We start from the raw sequence: 22,984 nt of genomic DNA, 5'->3' as shown, positions 1-22,984 counted from the left end.
CACGCATCAACCACCAACCTCTCGGAGACAGCCATGAAACTACGCGCTCTACTCATCACTAGCGTCCTCGGCACTGTAGCCAGCCTGAGCCCGGTCCATGCCCAGGCCCCTGACGCTTGCACTATCTACAACTGCATGGCCGGCATCTCCGGCTATGGCACCAGCGGCGGTCCTGCCTGTACCCCATCCCTTATTTGGTGGAACACCCCCACCGACCCTACTGGTGGCCTGGCCGTTTACGACGAAAGCGGATTCGATGGACTTGCCTCCTACCCGGTGCGCGAGACCTATTTGACGGTAGGCTGTCCTCAGGCCAGTATCGCCACCAACGCCGCGATACTGCAAAGCATCATGAATCAATGGGGCTATGCGCTGGTGCCGGTGCCGTGAACCACTTCTCTTGATGCTGATCCTGGCTTGCATTTCGACTAGGTCGTCACTCACTCGTTCAGCCCGAAACTGGGTACTGGCGCATGGAGTTCTAGCGTTGCAACAAAAGGCACGATCGCCTCGCTTAAATTTAAGTCCATGCACCACGCAAAAGACTCAGTCGCTTTTTTACGGCTCGCCTGTAAGGGTAGATAAGCCGACCGGCGATAGTGCGCCAATTCAGTCCTGATCAGTGATGAGGCAATAGTTATGCATTTCACCATGAAAAAAAGCCTCCTGCGTAGCGGCATCGTGATACTGATGTTTGTGCTATCGGCTTGCCAACCCAATAATTCGGCGTCGCCAAATGCCAGTGCAGCCTCGGCAACGACACTAAGCGCTGCATCGTCCTCGACGGCCAGCGGCAAAATGAGCGCACCGGCAATAACATCGACCTCGGCAGCGCAAAAAACGGTAGATGCTAAATCTGCTACTGCGGCATCTTTGGTTGGCGTGAATAAAGGCATGGCGTACGCCGATTTCCGCAAAGCAGTATTAGCCCAGGGCTGGCAACCCGTCGTGGATCTGAAGTGCAAAGCCAATGTCGTTGGCGGAGCTTATAAAGAGCTATGCGCCAAAGGCACGGATTCGTGCAAGGCCTGTGACGAGCTACCCGAATTGAGTGCGTGCAGCGGCGATGCGGTATGCGCGATGAATTTTCATCATGCTGCCGATAATCAGAGCATGGAAGTCAGCACGTATGGCGATATCGGGGATAGAAATGTTCATGGAAAAGATTCACAACTCGATGTCACCGGCTGGACCGTTTCACCGGTGGCCTCTCATTGATCGACGTGTTCGATCACGCGTTGACGTACAAGTTTTGACGAAAGAGATTTCACAACAAAGCATGCACCCTTGTTGGCTATGAAAAGGAGATTTCCATGAGTAATCCCTTGTTGGATCTTATGGTTCAAGGCGAGTCCGGCGCGGCTGGCTACAACGCTTACAATCGCGGCACATACGTCGATGCCAACGGCGGTGCACACATCCGCGGCGCCAACGGGGCCATCGACTTTTCCAGCCTGACTGTCGGGCAGGTGCACGATCGGCAACATCTTAGAGCGGACGATCCGAACCGGCTGTTTGCCATCGGCAAATACCAGATCATTCCAGCAACCATGGATGGCGCGATCGACAAATTGCATCTGGATCGCAACCAACCCTTTACACCAGCCTTGCAAGACAAGGTTTTTTCCGACTACCTGATTGTTGATAAGCGTCCAGGCGTCCATGATTTCATCACCGGCAAGCCAGGAGCCACACTGGAATCAGCACAACGTGGTTTGTCTCAGGAATGGGCAAGTTTCGGCGATCCCGACAAGGGCGGCCGCAGTTATTACCCGCCACCGAATGAAGCCAGTGTCACCCTTGCGCAATCCGCTGATGCACTCAACAAAATGCGCACGCAGTATCAGGTCGACATCGGCAAGGGCATGTCGCCTGATGCGGCATGGAAGGCTGTCACTGATGCAGGCCCATCCAAGACGCAAACACCTTCGGCTCCACACTCATCGACGCATCCCAATGCCGATACACACGGCGTCTTGAAGCAGGGCGACCACAACTCCGAAGTTCACACGCTGCAACAGAATCTGGACAAGCTGGGCTATACCGATGCGCATGGCCACGCCCTCAAGCCCGATAGCGATTTCGGGGCCAATACGAAATATGCCGTGGAGGCCTTTCAGCGCGATCATCATCTCGCGGCAGACGGCATCGCCGGTCCAAAAACGCTGCATGCCATTCAGCAGCAGACGCAGATCAGCAAGGCACCCGGTCTGGATAGTCCCGCAAACCCCGATCACGCGCTATACCTGCAGGCGCAAAAGGCCGTGCATGAACTGGATGCGCGTCTGGGACGCACATCCGATCCGCAAAGCAACAACCTCGCCGCGGCGCTGACCGTCTCGGCAAAACACGAAGGCATGACCCGGATCGATCAGGTCGCGCTCAGCGAAGACGGCTCACGCGCTTTTGCGGTTCAAAACGGGGCGTTCAAGCAAACTGCAGAGGTACAAACAGCCCAGGCGGTACATACCTCAGTCGCGCAGAGCAGCCAGGCGCTGCAGCAGTCAGCGCCCAAACAGCCTGATCCGGCGCATACCCAGACCCAGGCACCGCAGCAGGGGCCACCCACGCTTATCGCGTAACTGTTATTGCGGGGTTTCACACTGGCCAGTGACTCCCAATACGCGCAGTCCGTCTTTTTAAGGACATATAAGGACGTATATAGAAATGCCCTATCGAGTCCGTTTCACCGTGAAACTCTGGCTGCGTGCGGCGACTTGCGTGTTGGCCACTCCCGTTGCGGCGCTAGCCGCGACGGATTTGCCGGCACCAGCAACGGGATCGACGCCTGAAGCGCCGCCATTGTTCGCCGCGATGGCGCTAGGCAACCAATGAAAAAATAGTGCTTAAAACATGAGGTCTGATTCAAGAAAGCAAAACTGAGATCAAACCATGCTTAGACTTTACAGGTCATCGAAACCTGCGCAAGGAGCAACCTGGAATGAATCGTATCCACTATCTCGGGATATTCGCACTGTGTTCGCTATCGTGCGCCTGCAGCGCTGGCGGTTCTGAACCATCCAACTCGGGAATAGCCGCCGAGCCATTGGCCTCCGCTGCTACGGCAACACCACCCAGCCACGCAGTGAAAGCAGCCTCTCTGAAATTGCCAGCCAATTTCACGTCTTACGCATCCGAATCCATTGGCAAAAATATTCTCTGCCATGTCGGCGCCGTAACTGGCGACGACGGCATGAATCAGAAGCCGATTGCGTATGCCGAGACCGTACAAAGCAAGCAAGTACTCTGGATTGCACAACTCAACTTGCCGCCCGATACTTTTCAGAGCCGCGCAACGCATTGCACCAGCTCTGGCGACTCGACGTTCGTCTTGTTGCAGTCTGATACGCAATCGGAGCAGACGCTGTCACAAACCCTGCTTCGCGTCGTGAAGCTCGATACACAAACCGGCGCTTTGCAGACACAGCGCAATGTCGATGTACCCAAAGCCTATTCGGCTTGGGTCGATGAAGGGGCAAGCCACTTTCAATGGCAGGGAAATGCCCTGGTCGTTTCAGGAAATTATCGACTGTCGTCCGACAATGACAATCAAGCTCAGTTTACGGTGCATTTGAATAGCAATCTCAATCCATGAAAGGAGGATTGTCATGAGCGACCAGGAAAAATTTATTGCGCATCTGTATCCGGCCGCGGCGAAAGTTTCCCAGGAAACAGGCATGTCCAAAGAGTTGATTCTGGCGCAGGCCGCCGAAGAGACAGGCTGGGGACAACACGTGTTGCCGGGAACAAACAACATCTTCAACATCAAGGCCTCCCCCGACTGGCACGGGCCAACGAAGACCTTCAATGTCTGGGAGATCGAGGGCGGTAAAAAGGTTTGGAAGGACCAGGAATTCCGCGTGTATGGATCAGCCGAAGAAGCGTTGCGTGATCGAGTCAAGTTTTTGGAAGGAAATCCACGTTATGCCAAGGCTGGACTGTTTGACGAGGGGACGAAGGGACATCTCGAGAAGGAAGCCGCGGCTCTGCAAAAAGCCGGCTATGCAACCGATCCAAACTATGCAAAACAACTAATCGCCGTAGCCAACAGCCCTGTGATGCAAAGGGTGATAGAACACGCCCAAGGGCAGAGTCCAGCTCAGCCGACGACTCACGCCGCTACCTCGCATTCAGCAGCTGAAGGTGTTCTCAAGCAGGGTGACCGCGGCACCGAAGTTCACACGCTGCAGCAGAACCTGAGCAAGCTGGGCTATACCGACGCACACGGCCACGCTCTCAAGCCCGACAGCGATTTCGGCGCAAACACCAAGTTCGCCGTAGAGGCCTTTCAGCGCGATCATCACCTCGCGGCGGATGGCATTGCCGGTCCAAAGACGCTGCATGCCATTCAGCAGCAGACGCAGATCAGCAAGGCCCCGGGACTGGATAGTCCCGCGAACCCCGATCACGCGCTATACCTGCAGGCGCAAAAAGCGATGCATGAGCTGGATGCACGACAGGGACGTACGCCCGATCAGCAAAGCAACAATCTCGCCGCAGCACTGACCGTCGCCGCTAAACACGAAGGCCTGACCCGAATCGATCAGGTCGCGCTCAGCGACGACGGCTCACGCGCTTTTGCGGTTCAAAACGGAGCGTTCAAGCAAACGGCCCAGGTGCAAACGGCCGAAGCGGTGCATACGTCGATAGCGCAAAGCAGTCAGGCACTGCAGCAAGCCGCACCTGCACAACCGTCTCCTACGCACATTCAGCACCAGCCGCAAACACCACAACAAGCCCCCCCTGGCGTCAACGTTTAATGCTCAACAAGGTAGCTTTGAGTCCTTCCAAGCTGCCGACGATTTTGGTGCGGCTGTGTAAAAGCTGAAGCAGCGAACTCCGGCGGTGATAGCTGCTTCAACCGTCGATAGTCACGCTAACGAAGACGCCGACCGCATGGCTCGCAGCGAAAGCCACTTTCGATGGAGAACGAGGTGAACCGAACGGCCATGTCGATACGCTTGACGTCCACGCTGATTCTCTTTGCTGCTGTGATCACCTCCGCTCTTGGCGCCCCCATGAAAAAACCCGACATCAAACAGAACTCACACCCGACGATGCGTTACGCACTTACCGTGACGGTCGATGGAGCACCGGGGCCGTTCGACGCCGTGAGCGGATCGGTGGATTACAAAGTCAGTAACGGTCACTGCGTTCCGTTGACGCCGATCAGCGGCGCCACCATCGCCCCCGAAAACCATGCATCAATTGCCCTCACCCGCGTCAGTGAACATGTCTACACCGGCACGATCTACGCCGACCTGATGCAGGACGAAGACTATTACGGCATGGGGGTCTGCCATTGGTCGGCTGTGGCAGCAGCAGCGACGTTCAAGGTCAACGCCATGAGTTTCAGTCCGGCGATATCGCTGGACGAGATCGTGGCGCAAAAATCGGTAACCCGCTTTTTTTCAAATCGGAGCTACCTCTCTGCTGAAAAAGGCTCGACCGATATGCTCCCTGTAGATACCGGCGAGTCGAGCGCGGCAGCGTACAAGCCGGAACTTCAAGGGCAGCTGTTTTCGATCACGCTCTCCGCCAAGGAGGCATTTCAATGACGCTGCGCGCCACCGATTACGCCCTGCTCTCACAGGATGCGTATCAGCCCCCTCAACTTAACAAGAACGTTGTGCTCGATGGCGTCACCTATCGCACGATCGACTTTGCCAATAACCCACTGAACGGCTTTCAGGCCACTGCTTATGAGCGCGCGGATACCCACGATGTGGTCATCGCCTATCGCGGCAGCGACTTCAGCCGGGCACCTCTACAGGATGGCGCCGTCGATGTCGGCATGGTTCTCGTTGGCGTCAACGCCCAAACGCCCGATGCCCTGGCTTTCACCGAAAAGGTCATCGCGGAAACCAAACGCAACGCCGAAGACAAGAATCAGCCTGTCGACATTACCGTTACCGGACATTCCCTCGGCGGCACGCTGGCCGAGATCAGCGCCGCCAAATTCGGCCTGCACGGCGAAACCTTCAATGCCTACGGTGCGGCTGGTTTGCTGCAAGGCGTGCCACAGGGCGGTGACCAGGTCATCGACAACATCCGTGCTGGCGACCCCATCAGTGCAGCCAGCCCCCAGTTTGGCGAAGTACGTATCTACGCTGCCCCGCAAGATATCGAACGACTAAGCAAGGCCGGCTACCGCAATGACAGTGGCCTGCTGAGTCCACGCAACGTGATCGAAGCCACCGATATCAGCGCGCATGGCATCGACAACTTTGTACCCGACAGCAAGACGTTGGGTCACTCGATCATGAGTCCCGAAAACGAAGCGCGCTATCGCGCAAACAGCGGCATGATTGACCGCTATCGCAACGACATTGGCGATGCCCGTGTCGTACTCTCCGCTGGCTGGGAAATACCCAAGGCGGCGATCGATGGCGGCACCGCCCTGGCGCACGCGGCCGAACACGTCGCGGAACAGGGCGCTCACGCGGTGGAACATGCCACGCATGTGATTGCCAATGAAGCAGTCAGTGTCTACGACGCCGGTAGAAAAGATTTGGCTCAAGGCGTGCGAACTGTGGAACATGCTGCACAGTCAGTAGAAAACGAGGCCGCAAAGGCATTCAGTTCATTAAGCCACCCAGGTTCGTGGTTCGGCGGCAAACCCGCAGTGACGGCTCCACAGCGACTGGACGATCCAGCTCACCCCGATTACGCGCTGTTCCAACAGACGCGCGGCGCCGTGCATCGACTCGATGCGCAGCGGCAGCGTATTCCTGATCAGCACAGCGAGAATCTGACCGCCGCGCTCACGGCAGCTGCCCGGCGCGATGGGTTGAGCCAGGTCGATCACGTCGTGCTTAGCGATGATGCCTCGCAGATCTTCGCCGTCCAGGGCGATATGAACTCGCCGACCAAGCGCATCGCCAGCGTCGCGACCGCTGAAGCCGTGCATACGCCCATCGATCAGAGCAGCGCCGCCTGGGCGCAAACTGCCTCGTCAAAACAACCGCAGCCTGCCCAGGCACCTCTGTTGGCACAGCAGGCCCAACAGCAACAAGCTCGTCACGAAACAGGGTTTTCGCCAGCACAGTAGCTACGCAACCGCGGACACTGCCCCATACCATCCGGCCAAGCGCAAGTGTCAAGGCCTCGCCACCTTGTCCGCGACGGTTCGAGAAAGCGTGCGACGACCCGAAAGAGATGTTGGACACGATGGCAGCAGGAAACTAATCTTAATGCGCCGCCGATAAAGCCGTTGAAACAAACGCACTCTAGATTCTCAACAAGCAAATAATTATCGCGTTATAACCACCGATCAGGGTAGATCTACATGAGCAAGGCCAAGTGGTTTTGGGTGGTTGGACTATTTCTGGTTGCTGTGGTTGCAGGCGAATTTTTCTCCGGCTTTTTGACCCTCGCCTTTCTTAAGCTGGGAACAGGCCAGCTGAAATGGGATACCTACCTAAGTTACCTGCGTGCATTCGACCTGCCGCAGGTTCAACCTTATCTCGGCCGGATCAAGGCGGCTGGTTATGTAGGTTTCGGGTTGCCGGTAATCATCTGGCTGACGATCTGGTATTTCATCGCACGGAAAAAGGCCCAATCCCTGCACGGTGATGCACGCTTCGCCAAGGCATCCGACCTCAGCAAACACGGCATGTTCAAGGTCTCGGACAACGGCATCCTCGTGGGCAGGTTCAAGGGCGATCTGGTTCGGCTGAGCGGACAGCAGTTTGTGATACTCGCCGCGCCTACGCGCTCGGGTAAAGGTGTTGGCGTGGTTATCCCCAACTTGCTCGAATATCAAGAGTCGACCGTTGTTCTGGATATCAAGCAAGAGAACTATGAGCTGACCAGCGGCTGGCGCGCGAGCCAGGGACAGGCGGTGTATCTGTTCAATCCCTTTGCCGAAGACCGTCGCACGCACCGCTGGAATCCGCTCAGCTATATCTCGAACGATCCCGCCTTTCGCGTATCGGACTTGATGAGCATCGCGGCAATGCTTTATCCAGACGGTGCCGACGATCAAAAATTCTGGGTCAGCCAGGCACGCAACGCGTTCATGGCCTTTACGCTGTTTCTGTTCGAAAAGTGGGACGACGATGAACGACGCGGGATACCGCTGCAATTACGCGATAAACCAACCCTCGGCGCCGTCTATCGACTGTCTTCCGGCGATGGCACCGATCTGAAGCAGTTCTACCAGATGCTGTCCCAGCAGAAATTTCTCAGCGGCAATGCGCTTTCCGCCTTTGCCAACCTGCTGTCGCAGGCAAACGAGACGTTTGCCTCGATTCTCGGCACATTCAAGGAGCCGCTGAATGCCTGGATCAATCCTGTACTCGACGCCGCCACCGGCGATGACGATTTCCTGCTGACCGACGTACGCAAGAAGAAGATGACGATCTACATCGGCATCCAGCCGAACAAACTGGCCGAGAGCCGTCTGATCGTGAACCTGTTCTTCAGCCAGTTGATCAACTTGAACACCAGGGAGTTGCCGCAGAACAACCCCGCGCTGAAATACCAGTGCCTGCTGTTGATGGACGAGTTCACATCGATCGGCAAGGTAGAGATCATCGCGCACGCCGTTTCGTACATGTCCGGCTATAACATTCGCTTGCTGCCGATTATCCAGAGCATGGCGCAGCTCGATGCCACTTACGGCAAAGACGTTTCGCGCACGATGATCACCAACCATGCATTACAGATTGTCTTCGCCCCCCGCGAGCAGCAGGATGCGAACGATTATTCAGATATGTTGGGCTACACCACGGTACGCAAGGAAAACATCACTCGCGGACGAAAACGGAGCGATGTGTCGCGTAGCCGTTCTGAGGAGCGGCGCGCGCTCATGCTGCCACAGGAACTGAAAGCGCTGGGTACTGAGAAGGAGGTATTCTTCTATGAGGGGATTCAGTATCCGGTGATGTGCGAAAAGATCCGCTACTACCAGGACCGCCACTTCACCGCGCGCCTGCTACCGAAGGTCGATATACCCAAGTTATCGATTTAAGCCTGCGCGTTCCTGCGCAAGCGGTCTCTCTTATCAGCTCAATATGGGCATCGTGCGCCGCAGGTTGCTGTTGCCGGCCACACACTCTAACCTGCGTTGAAGCCAGCTCGCTTACTGCCTTGCCTCAGATACATGCAGCGCAAGCGCAGCCAGACAGACCAGCCACCATGGGGAATCGATGAGCATCAAATCGCGCCTGATAGCCATGAACTTTCTGCAGTTTTTCGTATGGGGTTCGTGGCTGATTACCATCGGTGCGTACTGGTTTCAGAACCGGCACTGGTCGGGCGCCCAGTTCGGCGCGATCTTTTCGACGATGGGCATTGCCTCGCTGTTCATGCCGTCGCTGATGGGCATGATCGCTGACAAGTGGATCAACGCGGAAAAGCTTTACGGCCTGCTGCATCTAGGCGGTGCGGCCGTGCTTTTGGCGACGCCGATGATCAACAACCCAACTACGTTTTTCTGGGTGATGTTGCTCAACATGATGTGCTACATGCCGACCATCTCGCTGTCGATTACGGTGGCGTATGCAGCGCTGAAGGGCGAAAGCCGCGATGTGGTGATCGATTACCCGCCCATTCGCGTATGGGGCACGGTCGGCTTTATCGTCGCGCTATGGGTCGTTAGCCTGCTGCATCTGGAAACCACCGCCGGCCAGTTTTACGTGGCCTCGGGCGCAGCACTCGTGTTGGGCCTGTACGCTTTCACTCTGCCGCCATGCCTACCCAAGCTTGACCAACTGAAGGGACGATCGCTTCTCGATACGCTGGGACTGACGTCATTCAGCCTGTTTCGCGACCGCAAGATGGCGATCTTTTTTCTGTTTGCGATGCTGCTCGGTGCCTCGCTACAGTTGACCAACGCCTACGGTGATACGTTCCTGCACGACTTCGCTACGGTGGATGCGTACAAGGGCACGATGGCGGTGCGTTATCCGGCGATCATCATGTCGATCTCGCAGATCTCCGAAACGCTGTTCATTCTGGCGATTCCGTTTTTCCTGAAGCGTTTCGGCATCAAGACGGTGATGCTGATCAGCATGCTGGCGTGGACGCTGCGCTTCGGCCTGTTTGCTTACGGTAATCCGGGGCCCGAGCTGTGGATGATCGTGCTGTCGTGCATTGTCTATGGCATGGCGTTCGACTTTTTCAACATCTCTGGCTCGTTGTTTGTCGAGGGGCAGAGTGACCCGGCGATCCGTGCCAGCGCGCAAGGCCTGTTCATGCTGATGACCAACGGCATCGGCGCCGTGCTGGGCAGTTCGCTCAGCGGCCTGATCATCGACCATTGGTTTATTCGCGCCGACGGCAGCAAGGACTGGCACGGCATCTGGATCACCTTTGCGCTTTACGCCCTGGTTGTCGCCGTGCTGTTTTCCGTGCTGTTCAAGCACCGCCATCAGCCCGGCTCGATTGGGCATGCCCACAGTCGGCGCGAGCCGGCGGCGGGCATCACGACGCACTGATCAGTCGCCCGGCAGCAGATGTTCCTGCACCCGCTGGCTGGCTGAAGCAATCAGCCGACCGTGCTCATCGAAGTGCAGCACGATGAGCCAGTTGTACACATCGCCCGGCCATTTATTGCTGCCCAGCAAGCTCTGAGTATCGCCACCGAAGCTGTCGATTAGATCGGCGATATGACCGTGATGCCACGCAATGAGAACTACCGCCGCCTGATTTTCCTTGCGCAAGGATTTAACCAGTTTGTCGACTTGTTCATCGGCATACGGTTGCTCCAATGGCAGTTGCAAACGCTCGGCAAGCGGCGTCAGCGTCAACCGGGGACGTGCGCTGGATTTGCTGTCACTGGTAGCGATCAAGCGCTGGGGCAATAGCGTTTGATCGCCATCGAGCCGCAGCGGGGCGAAATAGCTGGCATAGGCCTGGGCGCGTTGCTCGCCGCGAGCGCTCAAACCGCTGCCCTCATCCGGCTTCTCGGCATGCCGGACAATCAACACGGTGACATTGCGCAGGCCACGCGCGCCGCCATTGGCACCGTGCTTGTCTGGGTTATGCGCAAAAGCGAGCGCGGGCAGCAACAGCAGACTGAAGAAAATTTTGCGCAGGAACATGGAACGACGTCCACAGGAAAGGTGGCAGCACGATAGCACTGCGCGTGTCAGCAACCGATCGCCCGGTTCATCGCAGACGGACGCCGCCGCAGCCTTTACAATGGCCCTATGCAGATCGGCCCTTACCGCATCGACCCGCCGGTGGTACTCGCCCCGATGGCCGGCGTTACCGACAAGCCTTTCCGCCTGCTGTGCAAACGGCTGGGCGCGGGTTTGGCTGTGTCGGAAATGACCAATGCGGATCCGCTGCTGTGGCACACGCGCAAGTCCCTGCAGCGGATGGATCACGTCGGCGAACCCGAACCCGTCAGCGTGCAGATCGCAGGCTACGACCCGGTGATGCTGGCCGAAGCAGCGCGTTTCAATGTCGCCAACGGTGCCCAGCTGATCGACATCAACATGGGTTGCCCGGCGAAGAAAGTATGCAACGTGTGGTCCGGTTCTGCGCTGCTGCAAGATGAGCCGTTGGTGGCGCGCATCGTCAGGGCCGTGGTCGAGGCAGTCGACGTACCCGTAACCCTGAAGATCCGTACCGGCTGGGATCGCCAGAACAAAAACGCGCTGACCATTGCCCGCATCGCCGAAGACAGCGGCATCGCCGCGCTCGCCGTGCATGGGCGCACGCGCGCGGACAAATATGAAGGCAATGCCGAGTACGACACCATCACCGCGGTGAAAGCCGCCGTGCGTATTCCGGTGCTGGCCAACGGCGACGTGACGACACCGCAACAGGCTCGACATGTACTCGACCTCACCGGAGCCGATGCGGTGATGATCGGCCGCGGCGCGCAGGGGCGACCCTGGATCTTCCGCGAGATCGCGCATTACCTCGCCACCGGCGAGCTGTTGCCCGAACCTGCGCCGGCGGAGGTCAGCGCAATCTTGATCGGCCATCTGGAACAGCTCTACGCGTTTTACGGCGAACTGGCCGGCGTGCGCATCGCACGCAAGCATTTGGGCTGGTATGCCAAGGACCGGCCGGAGAACATGGCATTTCGGCAAGTGGTCAATCGCGCCGAATCGGCCGAGACGCAGCTGCGGCTTACCCGTGACTATTTTGCGGCGCTGAGTGCCGGCGTGCGTTTGGCCGCCTAGACGAAGCGTCAAACAACGGCCATCGCAACCACTTGCGACGGGATCGGCGCATCATCGGTGTTCACTCTTACCGTTGTGCCTTTGACGCCCGAAAACGATGACGTTGCGCCGGACGCCCTTCCCACTCGTTGCGCAATACCTGGCTGGCGGCCTGCTCCTGGCAAGCATTCTGTTGCTCGGGGGCTGCAGGGCCACGTTATTCGCAGGACTCAACAGCACCGACCAGCATCGTGGTATCGAGCAGCAGCGCAATATCGTGTTCGACGCCACGCACGATCTGGCGCTCGACGTCTATCTGCCGGAGCACGACGGGCATTCGGCCATGGCCCATGCTCCGATTGTGGTCTTCTTCTACGGCGGTGACTGGACCCACGGCAAGCGCCAGTGGTATCGCTTCGTCGGCACGGCGCTGGCCGCGCGAGGTGTGATCGTGGTGATACCGGACTACCGCAAATACCCGCTGGTAAGGATGAACGGCTTTATGCAGGATGGCGCGCGCGCCGTGGCATGGGCCCACGCACATGCGGTTGCTCTGGGCAGCGACCCGCGAGAGATCTTCGTGATGGGCCACTCCGCCGGCGGCCAGATCGCGGCGCTATTGGCGACCGACCCTCGATGGTTATCACCGTACGGCATGAAGCCGCATGATCTGGCCGGATTTATCGGGCTGGCGGGGGTTTACGACTTCATGCCGATTCCGGCCTACGAAAAGGACATGCTGGGCACGTTCGGGCGCGCCTCTGCCGACCAGGCGCAGGCGCAACCCGTCCTGTTTGTCAGCGGCTACGAGCCGCCGATGCTGCTGCTGCAGGGCACCGGTGATCATGAGGTCGATCCCTCCAATGCGCTTTCGCTGGACAAGGCCATGCTGGCCCGGCATGAGGACGTCACGCTCAAGCTCTATCCCAACATCGGCCATTCGCCGCTGCTGTTCGCGATGTCGCGACCGCTGCGCGACCACGCGCCGACTCTGGCAGACATCCTCAGCTTCATCCAGGACCACGAGCCTGTAGAGGATCGGGACCTGCAGTTGGTCCATCCCGGCAAGCATTCCTGACCTGCACGAGATTGGAAGCGCCGTTGACTTGAGCCCTCCACAGGGCTAACTTCAGCTTCGCTGAAGGTTTTCATCTTTCTATGCGAATACAAAGATGGAATGAAAAGGGAAGCCGGTATCAAGCCGGCGCTGCCCCGCAGCGGTATGTGGAAACGACCTCCGTCACAGGCACTGGGCAAACACCCCGGGAAGCGACGGACAGTAGATGCAAGCTCAACGTCCACGAGCCCGAATACCTGCCTCAGCCGGATGCGCGGCAACGCGTGTCCGTCCGACCTGGCGTTTCCGCGGGGAAGCACCGGAGCCATCGCGTCGCCGTGTCCAAGGCCAGCGCAATGGTTCTGCACGTCCCGCGAAAGCGCCGGTTCGCCCGCGGGGGCGAAGGTCAACGGCGCAGCGATGGTGCTGGCCACCCTTCGTTCCTCTTTGCCCATCATGCAAGAGGAATTTTTATGTCACTCGTTACCTATTCCGGTTTTCCACGCATCGGACTCAAACGCGAGCTGAAACGCTCGCTCGAATCGCACTGGCGCGGCGACACCAGCGCCGAGGCACTACTCGACACGGCCGCGATGCTGCGGCAACGACACTGGCAGCTGGCGGTGGATGCCGGCGCCGATGTGGTGCCGTGCAACGACTTCAGCCTGTATGACCACGTGCTGGATACCGCGGTGCTTTTCGACGCCATACCATCGCGCTACCGACCGGTATTCGATGAAAATCATCTGGACGGCTATTTCGCGATGGCCCGCGGCCACAAGCGCGGAGGCCATGATCTGCATGCGCTGGAAATGACCAAGTGGTTCGACACCAACTACCACTATCTGGTGCCGGAACTCGAAGCTGGCCAGCGCTTCGCCCTGAATGCCAACAAGCCGCTGGCCGAATTCTACGAAGCACAGGCCCAGGGTCACAAGGCGCGCCCGGTTCTGCTTGGTCCTGTGTCGTTTTTGCTGCTTTCAAAAAGCGTCGATGGCAGCGATCGCCTGGCCTTGCTCGACGCCTTGGTCCTCGCCTATATCGAGCTGCTTGGGCAACTCGCCGATGCCGGCGCGGAATGGGTGCAGTTGGACGAGCCATGCCTGGTACTCGATCTCGATGCTGACGACCACGCCGCCTATCGTCAGGCTTATGCGACCCTGGCCACCGCACGCACGCCACATCTGCTGCTGGCCAGCTATTTCGGCGCACTGGGCGACAACCTGAAGCTGGCGACCAGCTTGCCGGTGGATGGCCTGCATATCGACCTTGTACGTGCACCGGAACAGCTCGATGCTGTGCTCGATGCGCTGCCGGAAGGGCAAGTACTCAGCGCTGGCGTGGTCGATGGCCGCAATATCTGGCGCAGCCGACCCGATCGCGTGACCGCGCTTCTCAAAAAAGCGCATGCTCGCATCGGCAGCGAACGTTTGTGGATCGCTCCCTCGTGTTCGTTGCTGCACGTGCCGATCGATCTAAACGCCGAAAACGCGCTCGATGCGCCGCGCCGCGCCGCCATGGCCTTTGCGCGGCAGAAGCTCGAGGAGCTGCGCGTCTATGCCGATGCGCTGGTCGGCATACCGGAAGCCAATGCCGCGCTCGCCGCACAACAGTCGTTGCTGAAGGCGCAGTCGCAAGCACCTGGCATTGTCGATGTCGGCGTGCGCGCCCGGTTGCGTGCGCTCGGGCCGCAGGCCCCGCTGCGCCGATCTGCGTATGCCACGCGCAGCATCGTCCAGTCCGAAACGCTGGTATTGCCGCCGGTGCCAACCACCACGATCGGCTCTTTTCCGCAAACCGACGCGCTGCGCAAGGCCCGCGCCGCGCACCGCGCCGGCCAGCTGGATGACGCCGGCTACGACGCAGTGCTTGAAGCGGAGGTTGAACGCGTCGTCCGTTTCCAGGAGCACATCGGCCTGGATGTGCTGGTGCACGGCGAGCCCGAACGCAACGACATGGTCGAATACTTCGGCGAGCAATTGGACGGCTATCTGTTCACCAAGCTCGGCTGGGTGCAAAGCTACGGTTCGCGCTGCGTGAAGCCGCCGGTGATTTTCGGCGACATCGCCCGCCCTGCGCCGATGACGGTACGCTGGTCGCGCTACGCACAATCGCTGACCGACAAGCCGATGAAGGGCATGCTGACCGGGCCAGTAACCATGCTGCAGTGGTCATTCGTGCGTGATGATCTCCCGCGCGAAACCGTCTGCCGACAGATCGCCCTGGCACTCCGCGATGAGGTACACGACCTTGAAGCAGCCGGCATTCGCGTAATCCAGATCGACGAACCGGCACTACGCGAAGGCCTGCCGCTGCGGCGTGCCGACTGGCCCAGCTATCTGGCATGGGCCGTCGAGTGTTTCCGCATCACCGCCGGCGGCGTGCGCGACGCAACGCAGATCCATACCCACATGTGTTATTCGGAGTTCAACGACATCATCGAGGCTGTAGCGGCCATGGATGCCGACGTGATCTCGATCGAGACGAGCCGTTCACGCATGGAACTGCTCGACGCGTTCGTCCGCTTCCGCTACCCCAACGGCATCGGCCCGGGTGTTTACGACATCCACTCTCCGCGTGTGCCGGATTCCTCGGAAATGCTCGATCTGCTGCACAAGGCGCTGGACGTGCTGCAGCCGGAGCAGCTTTGGATCAACCCCGATTGCGGCCTCAAGACGCGGGGTTGGCCTGAGGTGGAACAGGCACTGCAGCACATGGTGACCAGCGCGCAGCAGCTGCGTGCCGAGCTGAAACTCTTGGTGTAATTGAAACTGATGCGACCCTCTCGCCAGCCGCATCGGCGGGAGGGCTCTTTTAACGTCCCGCAACGGGTCGCATGGCAAGATGCTCGATGCAAAGCTTGTCATCAAAGCCGCTTATTGTTTCGAGGATGGTTTCCGCGACATACCTTCAAAACGCTAAACAGCCGTCCAAACGGCTGAACACGCGCCCAATCCCGCCGCCCCGAAAACGGCATCGGGCTGCAAAAAGGGAAGCGGCGTTGTATGATGCCCGACTTCTTTTATCTCTCTATCCGAACGAAAGGATATAAACCCGATGTCCAGCCACCTGTTCACCTCCGAATCGGTCTCCGAAGGCCATCCGGACAAAGTTGCCGACCAGATCTCCGACGCCGTGCTCGACGCAATCCTTGCGCAGGACCCGCGCGCCCGCGTTGCCTGCGAAACCATGGTGAAGACTGGCGTGGCGATCGTCGCCGGCGAGATCACCACCAGCGCATGGATCGATCTGGAAGCACTGACCCGCAAGGTGATCGTGGACATCGGCTACGACTCGTCCGAGGTGGGCTTCGACGGCGAGACCTGCGGCGTGCTCAACCTGATCGGCAAGCAGTCACCCGACATCAACCAGGGCGTGGATCGCAAGAAGCCCGAAGAACAGGGCGCCGGCGACCAGGGCCTGATGTTTGGCTACGCCACCAACGAAACCAGCGAATACATGCCGGCGGCGATCCACTACGCGCATCGCCTGGTTGAACAGCAGACCAAGGTCCGCAAAAAGAAGAATTCCCCGCTGCCGTGGCTGCGCCCGGACGCCAAGAGCCAGGTCACCCTACGCTACGAGAACGACGTGGCCGTGGCGATCGACGCCGTGGTGCTGTCGACCCAGCACGACCCAAGCGTCAAGCAGAAGGACCTGATCGAAGGCGTGCGTGAGCTGATCCTGAAGCCGGTGTTGCCGGCCAAGCTGCTGCACAAGGGCACCAAGTTCCACATCAACCCGACTGGCAAGTTCGTCATCGGTGGACCGGTAGGCGATTGCGGCCTGACCGGCCGCAAGATCATCGTCGACACCTACGGCGGCTGGGCCCGCCACGGCGGTGGCGCATTCTCGGGCAAGGATCCGTCCAAGGTTGATCGTTCGGCAGCCTATGCCGCTCGCTACGTGGCCAAGAACATTGTCGCTGCCGGCCTGGCCGATCGCTGCGAGATCCAGGTCAGCTATGCGATCGGCGTGGCCGAGCCCACCTCGATCTCGGTCACCACCTTCGGCACAGGCAAGATCGGCGACGACAAGATCGAGAAGCTGATCCGCAAGCATTTCGACCTGCGTCCGTACGGCATCATCAAGATGCTCGATCTGATCCACCCGATGTACCAGCAGACCGCCAGCAATGGCCACTTCGGCCGCATCCCGCAGCTGGTCAAGGGTGCCAACGGCGAAAGCTACACCACGTTCTCGTGGGAGAAGACCGACAAGGCCGACGCCCTGCGCGCCGACAGCGGTCTGGACAAGAAAGCCGCGGACGCCCGCCGCAAGTAATCGCTGTTGCCGAACTGGCCAAACAAAAACCCCGCGGTTGCCCGCGGGGTTTTTGTTATTTCAGCCTTCTGAATTCGATCATCCTATCCGGCTGCAATCGACACGAAGCCGACGATTATCTGCTCACGCGGGGGCCAAACTTGGCGGTTTCTTGCTACCGGTTCGGTCAGCGAGTTTCGTCGCCCGACTGCGGTGTGGGCAGGTGCCGGCATGCGCGCCAGGACGTGGGCATGTGCCGGCACGACGGGCAACAACTGGGGCACTCTTACTGTTGTGACGATCACGACGAGCGAGGACAACAGGAGCACCCTTTCCGTTGTGGCGATCACGCCGAGCAACGGCAACAACAGGAGCATTCTTGATGTTGCGGTGGTTACGCCTCGGCATCGGCCGCGTCGCTGGCAAGGTATCGGCCTGCGCCGTGGCGATGGGCGACAACGCAGCCAGCACCTTCAGCGCCGCGCTCTCCCTCACGCCGGCCGCCTGGGCGACCAGCACGGCGGGTGTCTGCTGATTCTCAAAACCATCGTCCAGCAGGCGAGCCATCAGCTGATCACGCATGGCCGCGGTGCGGCTACCCAGCACCACGCCGAAAAGGCGGTGGCCGTCCCTGACAGCAGTCGACGCGAGATTGAAGCCCGAGGCATCGGTGAAACCGGTTTTCAGCCCATCCATGCCCGGATAGCGATCCATCAGGTGATTGTGGCCACGCACCAGCTGACCCCGGAAGACGAATTCCTTGGTCGCGAAGTAATGCGAGTCCTGCGGAAAGTCGCGATACAGCGCCATGGCCAGCTTCACCATGTCGTTCGCCGTGGTCAGCTGATCAGGATCGGGGAGCCCCGAGGCGTTATTGAAGTTCGTGTCTGCCATGCCAAGGAGGCGCGCTTGTGCGGTCATCATTTCGGCGAAGTGGGCTTCGGAACCGCCGAGGCCTTCGGCCATGACCGTGGCTGCATCATTGGCCGATTTAGTCACCATGCCCAGGATGCAGTCCTGTACCGAGACGGTTTGTCCGTTACGCAGCCCGAGCTTGGTTGGCGCCTTGTTGGCCGCCCAGGCTGAGACAGGCATCTGCTGATCGATCTGCAGCTTGCCACTTTGCAGCGCCTGAAAGGTCAGGTAAAGCGTCATCATCTTGGTCAGCGAGGCAGGATGGATCTGCTCATCGGGATTGACCGACTCCACGACCTTGCCGGTGGTCGCATCGATGACGATGGCGCCGTAGCCCCCAGCATGAACCACACTGGAAACGATGGCGAGGGCAACAAATGCCGACGCCGCAATCATTCCCCGCAGCCGATTCAACAACTGGCCTGATTTTTCGGATGCGATGGACAACGTGGCTTCCCCACTGAAGGAACCGCGGCAAATTCCCGCGTGACGCAACTGTATAGGCAAGCGCGCGCAATATCCAGAAGCAATATCTTAGATAGATCAGTTAAGTCCATGTTAGATATAATCTTCTGCCGAAAGCAATCTGAACAGACAGCGCCGGCCAGACCCGTGTAACAGCGTAGGGCTGCAGCTGACAAAAGGGCTCTTGAAGGTTTCTCCCGCAGGGCTTTAATGCAATACCGTTCCCGCCGGCGGTAGTGAGCCCATCCACTCACGATGGTCGCCCGACGGCAGGCCAAAAGCTTCCCGCACCCGATGGGCAGGAAACCCAATGTGCTTTGGCTGGATCACCACCGTGTCGGCTAGCAACCGGGTCAGCTCGGCGGCGGAATTCGCACTGCCGTGCCAGACATAGCTTTCGATCTGAAACGCAAACTGATTGAGCGTTCCGAGTACCGAGTTCGAATTGCTTTTCGCCAGCTGCAGCGGCCTGACCGCCTCGGCCTCCGCCGCTGCCATGTCGGCCGGAATATCCAGATTCAGCAGCGCTTTGAACAACGCCTGGCTGAAACGCTCGGTCACCGTCGCATACGGCGCCGCATCCAGAACCACCGCAAAACGGGTCGGCTCGCTCACCGCCAGCACCAACTGGATGCGCCCGACTTGAATCAGATTGGCCGTCCATTCGCCCAGCCGGTTCATTGGCGGCGCGGGCTCGGCTACTGGCTTGGCTTTCATGGCCTTGAGCAGTTTGGCAGTGCAGCGGAAGGCGGTCATCGTGGCAATTCCCGCATCGCCTCGACTATGCGCTGAGTTTCCACGCTGACGCGGGTGACGCGGCACAACAGGTCGATCACGTGATTCTTGTAGTCGGCGAAACGGTAAGCTGAGCAGCTCACAGCGGCGCGGTCCCTTCGCTGAGTAACGCGTAATAGCTCTGGTAGATCCAGATGCGGTTGCGACGCTGACCAGTGATTTCGTTAAGCAGACCCAGATCATGCAGTGCGGCGATGGCCGAGCGCACGGTGGGCGCGGCTACGCTGAGCGTCTTGTGGATGGTCGGCGCGTCCAGTATTGGTCGACGCACGAACTGCTCGAATACCTGCAATGCATTACCTGCGCGTCGGCCCAACCCGCGCACTTTTTCACGGTCTTCGGCAAAAAGGGCCAGGATACGCTGGGCAGTATCCACCGCCTGTTGCGACGTGGTTTCCACACCTTTCAGGAAAAACAGCAACCACGCTTCCCAGTCACCGCTGCGGCGCACGGCATCGAGTTGCTGGTAATACTGCTGACGGCGCGTCTTGAAGTAGAGGCTGAGATACAGCGAGGGCTCTCGCAACACGCCTTCGGTGCAAAGGATCAGCGCGATCAGCAGACGTCCCACGCGGCCATTGCCGTCGTTGAACGGGTGGATGGTCTCGAACTGCAGATGCGCTAGCGCAGCCTTGATCAGCGGTGGCATGGCGTCGCGATCGGCGTGCAGGAAGCTCTCGAAGGCGTGCAGGCATTCGGTCAGATGCGATGGCGGTGGCGGCACAAAAGTGGCCAGCACCGGTGATTTGCCGCCGATCCAGTTCTGACTGGTGCGGAATTCGCCCGGGTCTTTGCCAGCGCCGCGCCCACCACGAAGCAGCACACCATGGATCTCCCGAATCAATCGCAGCGAGAGCGGAAAGTTATCCTCGCGCAGGCGCTTCAAACCATGCGCTAGCGCGGCAACATAGTTGGAGACCTCTTCAACGTCGTCGATGGGTACACCCGGCGCTTCGGCCAGTTCGTAGAGCAGCAGGTCAGACAGCGAGGACTGGGTCCCTTCGATCTGCGAGGATAGCAACGCCTCTTTGCGCACGTACTGATAAAGGAACAGGGCCGGGTCGGGAAGCATCAGGGTAATGCCGTCGAGGCGGCCGAGCGCCTGATTGGCGCGCTCGAGCTGAGCGATCAGTGGAGGGGTGTAGACGAGGGCCGGTTCCGGCGGCAAGGCCTGCGGCACGAAGGCCTGGTAGTGGCTGCCGGAAAGACTGCCTTCCACGTAATCACCAGTCTTTCGTTCCATGGCGGTCTCCCTTTCCCAACGTCGCGATTGTAGATTCTTGGGAAACTTACGGCAATATTTTTTTCCTAAGATGGGTCAAGCAAAGAGCTGGGAAAGTTTCGCCCGCTTTCCGAATGCAAGGTCACTCGCACCGTTACAATAGGCGGATGTCTCTTATCCAATTGCAACGCGTCGACTTCAGCATCGGCGGCCCTCTCCTGCTCGAACACGTCGATCTGTCGATCGAGGCGAACGAGCGTGTCTGCATCGTCGGTCGCAACGGCGAAGGCAAATCCACCCTGATGAAGCTGATCGCCGGCGAGCTGCATGCCGACGACGGCGAAGTCCGCGTGCAGAGCGGCGTGGTCATCGCGCGCATGGCGCAGGAAGTACCGCAGAACACCGCCGGCAACGTGTTCGACGTGGTGGCGGAGGGACTGGGCGATCTCGGCCATCTGCTGGCCCGCTACCACCATCTGTTGCACGAGCTGAACACGCAGGCCGACTTCGATGCGCTGGGTGAAGTGCAGACACAGATCGAGGCGCAGCACGGTTGGGATCTGGACCGCCGTGTGACCGAGGTGCTGACCAAGCTGGAGCTGCCAGCGGAGACCGATTTCGCCGCGCTGTCCGGCGGCATGAAGCGCCGCGTGTTGCTGGCGCAGGCGCTGGTACGCAAGCCCGACGTGCTGCTGCTGGACGAGCCGACCAACCATCTGGATATCGAAGCGATCGGCTGGCTGGAGAGTTTCCTCAAGCAGTTCGCCGGCAGCATCATTTTCGTCACGCATGACCGCAGTTTTCTGCGCGCGCTGGCTACCCGAATTGTCGAAATCGATCGCGGTGCGCTCACCGACTGGCCGGGCGATTACGACAATTATTTGCGCCGCCGCGAGGAACGTCTGCATGCTGAGTCGCAGGCCAACGCGCTGTTCGACAAGAAACTGGCGCAGGAAGAAGTGTGGATCCGTCAGGGCATCAAGGCCCGCCGCACCCGCAATGAAGGCCGCGTGCGTGCATTGAAGGCTTTGCGCAACGAGCGCGCCGAGCGACGCAATCTCACCGGCAACGCCAAGATGGCGCTGGCCACCGGCCAGTCATCCGGCAAGAAGGTCATCGATCTGGAACACGTGCATCAGGCCTTCGGCGGCCGTGTGCTGATCGAAGACCTGAGCACCACGATCATGCGCGGCGATCGCATTGGCATCATCGGCCCCAACGGCGCCGGCAAGAGCACGTTGCTGAAGATCATGCTGGGCGATCTGAAACCCATGGGCGGCACGGCCGAACTGGGCACCAGTCTGCAGATCGCCTACTTCGACCAGCATCGCGTGCAGCTCAACGACCAGCTCAACGCGCTGGACAACGTGGCCGAGGGTCGCGAGTTCATCGAGCTCAATGGACAGCGCAAGCACATCGTCGGCTATCTGCAGGATTTCCTCTTTTCACCCGAGCGTGCGCGCGCACCGATCACGCGCCTGTCCGGTGGTGAGCGCAACCGTCTGTTGCTGGCCAAGCTGTTCGCGCAGCCGTCCAACCTGCTGATCATGGATGAGCCGACCAATGACCTGGATGTGGAAACACTCGAGTTGCTGGAAGAACTTCTCACCGAATACCAAGGCACCCTGCTGCTCGTATCGCATGACCGCGCGTTTCTCGACAACGTGGTGTCCAGTACCTTGGTGTTGGAAGGCAACGGCCAGATCGGCGAATACGTCGGCGGCTACAGTGACTGGCTGCGTCAGCGTCCAGAGAACCGTCGCCTCGGCGCCCCCCTGAAAGGAGGCGAGTGCCGGGATTCGGCGACTGACCCTTCGGCCGATAACGGAACATCAGCGACACCCGGTTCCGGCGCTCTCCGGAATGACGAGCCTGCAAAACCCAAACGCAAGCTGAGCTTCAAGGATCAACGCGAACTGGAACAGCTTCCCCTGCGCATCGAACAGCTGGAGACCGACATCGCCGGGCGCGGTGAAGCGATGAACGCCCCGGAGTTCTTCAAGCAGGATGCGGGCACGATTACCAAGGCCAACGAGACCGTTGCCAAGTTGCAGGCCGAGTTGGAAACGGCCTATGCGCGCTGGACAGAACTGGATAGCTAGAGACGCCAAAGCAACGTAGCTTCACCGCCTTGTCACATGCGTT

Annotated in this window: 21 protein-coding genes and 1 riboswitch; of the genes, 15 read left to right on the top strand and 6 right to left on the bottom strand. The window is 59.3% G+C overall.

The features are described 5' to 3' along the window. Positions 1-33 precede the first annotated feature (33 nt). Complete coding sequence (locus tag HDE80_RS09860) at positions 34-390, top strand: hypothetical protein (protein ID WP_184670393.1); 357 nt, start codon at positions 34-36, stop codon at positions 388-390. 50 nt (positions 391-440) lie between these two features. Here the strand turns inward: HDE80_RS09860 and HDE80_RS09855 are convergent, their stop codons facing one another. Further along, positions 441-896 carry a hypothetical protein gene (locus tag HDE80_RS09855; protein ID WP_184670391.1) on the bottom strand — a complete coding sequence of 152 codons (456 nt, stop codon included), beginning with the start codon at positions 894-896 and terminating at the stop codon, positions 441-443. Between HDE80_RS09855 and HDE80_RS09850 the strand changes: the two genes are divergently transcribed. The 9 genes from HDE80_RS09850 (at position 895) to HDE80_RS09810 (ending at position 10,442) form a co-directional block, all read left to right on the top strand. Beyond that, the gene (locus HDE80_RS09850; protein ID WP_184670389.1) at positions 895-1,218 is read left to right on the top strand and encodes a hypothetical protein; all 324 of its coding nucleotides are present in this window, start codon (positions 895-897) and stop codon (positions 1,216-1,218) included. The genes HDE80_RS09855 and HDE80_RS09850 overlap by 2 nt on opposite strands. Before the next feature lie 95 nt (positions 1,219-1,313). Continuing rightward, on the top strand, positions 1,314-2,582 hold the full coding sequence (locus tag HDE80_RS09845; RefSeq protein WP_184670387.1) for a peptidoglycan-binding protein: 1,269 nt from the start codon (positions 1,314-1,316) through the stop codon (positions 2,580-2,582). 85 nt (positions 2,583-2,667) lie between these two features. Next, complete coding sequence (locus HDE80_RS09840) at positions 2,668-2,835, top strand: hypothetical protein (protein ID WP_184670378.1); 168 nt, start codon at positions 2,668-2,670, stop codon at positions 2,833-2,835. Positions 2,836-2,941: 106 nt separating this feature from the next. After that, on the top strand, positions 2,942-3,595 hold the full coding sequence (locus HDE80_RS09835; RefSeq protein WP_184670375.1) for a hypothetical protein: 654 nt from the start codon (positions 2,942-2,944) through the stop codon (positions 3,593-3,595). A gap of 13 nt (positions 3,596-3,608) precedes the next feature. After that, a complete protein-coding gene (locus tag HDE80_RS09830; RefSeq protein WP_184670373.1) occupies positions 3,609-4,760 on the top strand; it encodes an XVIPCD domain-containing protein in 1,152 nt (383 codons plus the stop codon). A 174-nt stretch (positions 4,761-4,934) separates the two neighbouring features. Then, positions 4,935-5,558 (top strand): hypothetical protein, encoded by a 624-nt coding sequence (locus HDE80_RS09825; protein ID WP_184670371.1) that lies wholly within the window; start codon positions 4,935-4,937, stop codon positions 5,556-5,558. After that, entirely contained in the window at positions 5,555-7,051 is a 1,497-nt protein-coding gene (locus tag HDE80_RS09820) for an XVIPCD domain-containing protein (RefSeq protein ID WP_184670369.1), read from the top strand. The genes HDE80_RS09825 and HDE80_RS09820 overlap by 4 nt, the downstream gene beginning before the upstream one ends. A 237-nt stretch (positions 7,052-7,288) precedes the next feature. Continuing rightward, positions 7,289-8,974 carry a type IV secretory system conjugative DNA transfer family protein gene (locus tag HDE80_RS09815; RefSeq protein WP_184670367.1) on the top strand — a complete coding sequence of 562 codons (1,686 nt, stop codon included), beginning with the start codon at positions 7,289-7,291 and terminating at the stop codon, positions 8,972-8,974. 178 nt (positions 8,975-9,152) lie between these two features. After that, entirely contained in the window at positions 9,153-10,442 is a 1,290-nt protein-coding gene (locus HDE80_RS09810) for a nucleoside permease (protein WP_184670364.1), read from the top strand. On the opposite strand, the gene HDE80_RS09805 is transcribed toward HDE80_RS09810, so the two are convergent. Further along, a complete protein-coding gene (locus HDE80_RS09805; protein ID WP_184670362.1) occupies positions 10,443-11,048 on the bottom strand; it encodes a flagellar basal body-associated protein FliL in 606 nt (201 codons plus the stop codon). Positions 11,049-11,156: 108 nt separating this feature from the next. Between HDE80_RS09805 and dusB the strand changes: the two genes are divergently transcribed. From dusB to metK, 4 genes are all read left to right on the top strand, one after another. Then, entirely contained in the window at positions 11,157-12,143 is a 987-nt protein-coding gene (dusB, locus tag HDE80_RS09800) for a tRNA dihydrouridine synthase DusB (RefSeq protein ID WP_184670359.1), read from the top strand. A 97-nt stretch (positions 12,144-12,240) separates the two neighbouring features. Next, positions 12,241-13,200 (top strand): alpha/beta hydrolase, encoded by a 960-nt coding sequence (locus tag HDE80_RS09795; protein WP_184670356.1) that lies wholly within the window; start codon positions 12,241-12,243, stop codon positions 13,198-13,200. Between the two features lie 47 nt (positions 13,201-13,247). After that, positions 13,248-13,459: riboswitch (cobalamin riboswitch) on the top strand. Between the two features lie 193 nt (positions 13,460-13,652). Beyond that, positions 13,653-15,944: a 5-methyltetrahydropteroyltriglutamate--homocysteine S-methyltransferase gene (gene metE / locus HDE80_RS09790; RefSeq protein ID WP_184670353.1), complete on the top strand. Its 2,292-nt coding sequence runs from the start codon at positions 13,653-13,655 to the stop codon at positions 15,942-15,944. Positions 15,945-16,236: 292 nt separating this feature from the next. Continuing rightward, the gene (gene metK / locus HDE80_RS09785; RefSeq protein WP_184670350.1) at positions 16,237-17,463 is read left to right on the top strand and encodes a methionine adenosyltransferase; all 1,227 of its coding nucleotides are present in this window, start codon (positions 16,237-16,239) and stop codon (positions 17,461-17,463) included. Between the two features lie 123 nt (positions 17,464-17,586). Here metK and HDE80_RS09780 read toward each other — a convergent pair whose 3' ends face one another. The 4 genes from HDE80_RS09780 to HDE80_RS09770 all read right to left on the bottom strand — a co-directional run bounded on the left by HDE80_RS09780 (position 17,587) and on the right by HDE80_RS09770 (position 20,860). Next, the gene (locus HDE80_RS09780; RefSeq protein WP_255483668.1) at positions 17,587-18,804 is read right to left on the bottom strand and encodes a D-alanyl-D-alanine carboxypeptidase family protein; all 1,218 of its coding nucleotides are present in this window, start codon (positions 18,802-18,804) and stop codon (positions 17,587-17,589) included. A gap of 225 nt (positions 18,805-19,029) precedes the next feature. Next, on the bottom strand, positions 19,030-19,578 hold the full coding sequence (locus HDE80_RS09775) for a hypothetical protein (protein ID WP_184670347.1): 549 nt from the start codon (positions 19,576-19,578) through the stop codon (positions 19,030-19,032). Further along, the gene (locus HDE80_RS22170) at positions 19,575-19,700 is read right to left on the bottom strand and encodes a hypothetical protein (RefSeq protein WP_255483667.1); all 126 of its coding nucleotides are present in this window, start codon (positions 19,698-19,700) and stop codon (positions 19,575-19,577) included. The genes HDE80_RS09775 and HDE80_RS22170 overlap by 4 nt, the downstream gene beginning before the upstream one ends. Beyond that, positions 19,697-20,860 (bottom strand): Fic family protein, encoded by a 1,164-nt coding sequence (locus HDE80_RS09770; protein ID WP_184670344.1) that lies wholly within the window; start codon positions 20,858-20,860, stop codon positions 19,697-19,699. The genes HDE80_RS22170 and HDE80_RS09770 overlap by 4 nt, the downstream gene beginning before the upstream one ends. 146 nt (positions 20,861-21,006) lie before the next feature. Between HDE80_RS09770 and HDE80_RS09765 the strand changes: the two genes are divergently transcribed. Further along, complete coding sequence (locus HDE80_RS09765; RefSeq protein ID WP_184670340.1) at positions 21,007-22,941, top strand: ATP-binding cassette domain-containing protein; 1,935 nt, start codon at positions 21,007-21,009, stop codon at positions 22,939-22,941. Positions 22,942-22,984: the final 43 nt, after the last annotated feature.

The sequence above is a fragment of the Rhodanobacter sp. A1T4 genome (assembly GCF_014207185.1).
Classification (GTDB): domain Bacteria; phylum Pseudomonadota; class Gammaproteobacteria; order Xanthomonadales; family Rhodanobacteraceae; genus Rhodanobacter.
The sequence above is the reverse complement of the archived record's forward strand: the minus strand, read 5'-3'. Positions and strand labels throughout refer to the sequence as shown.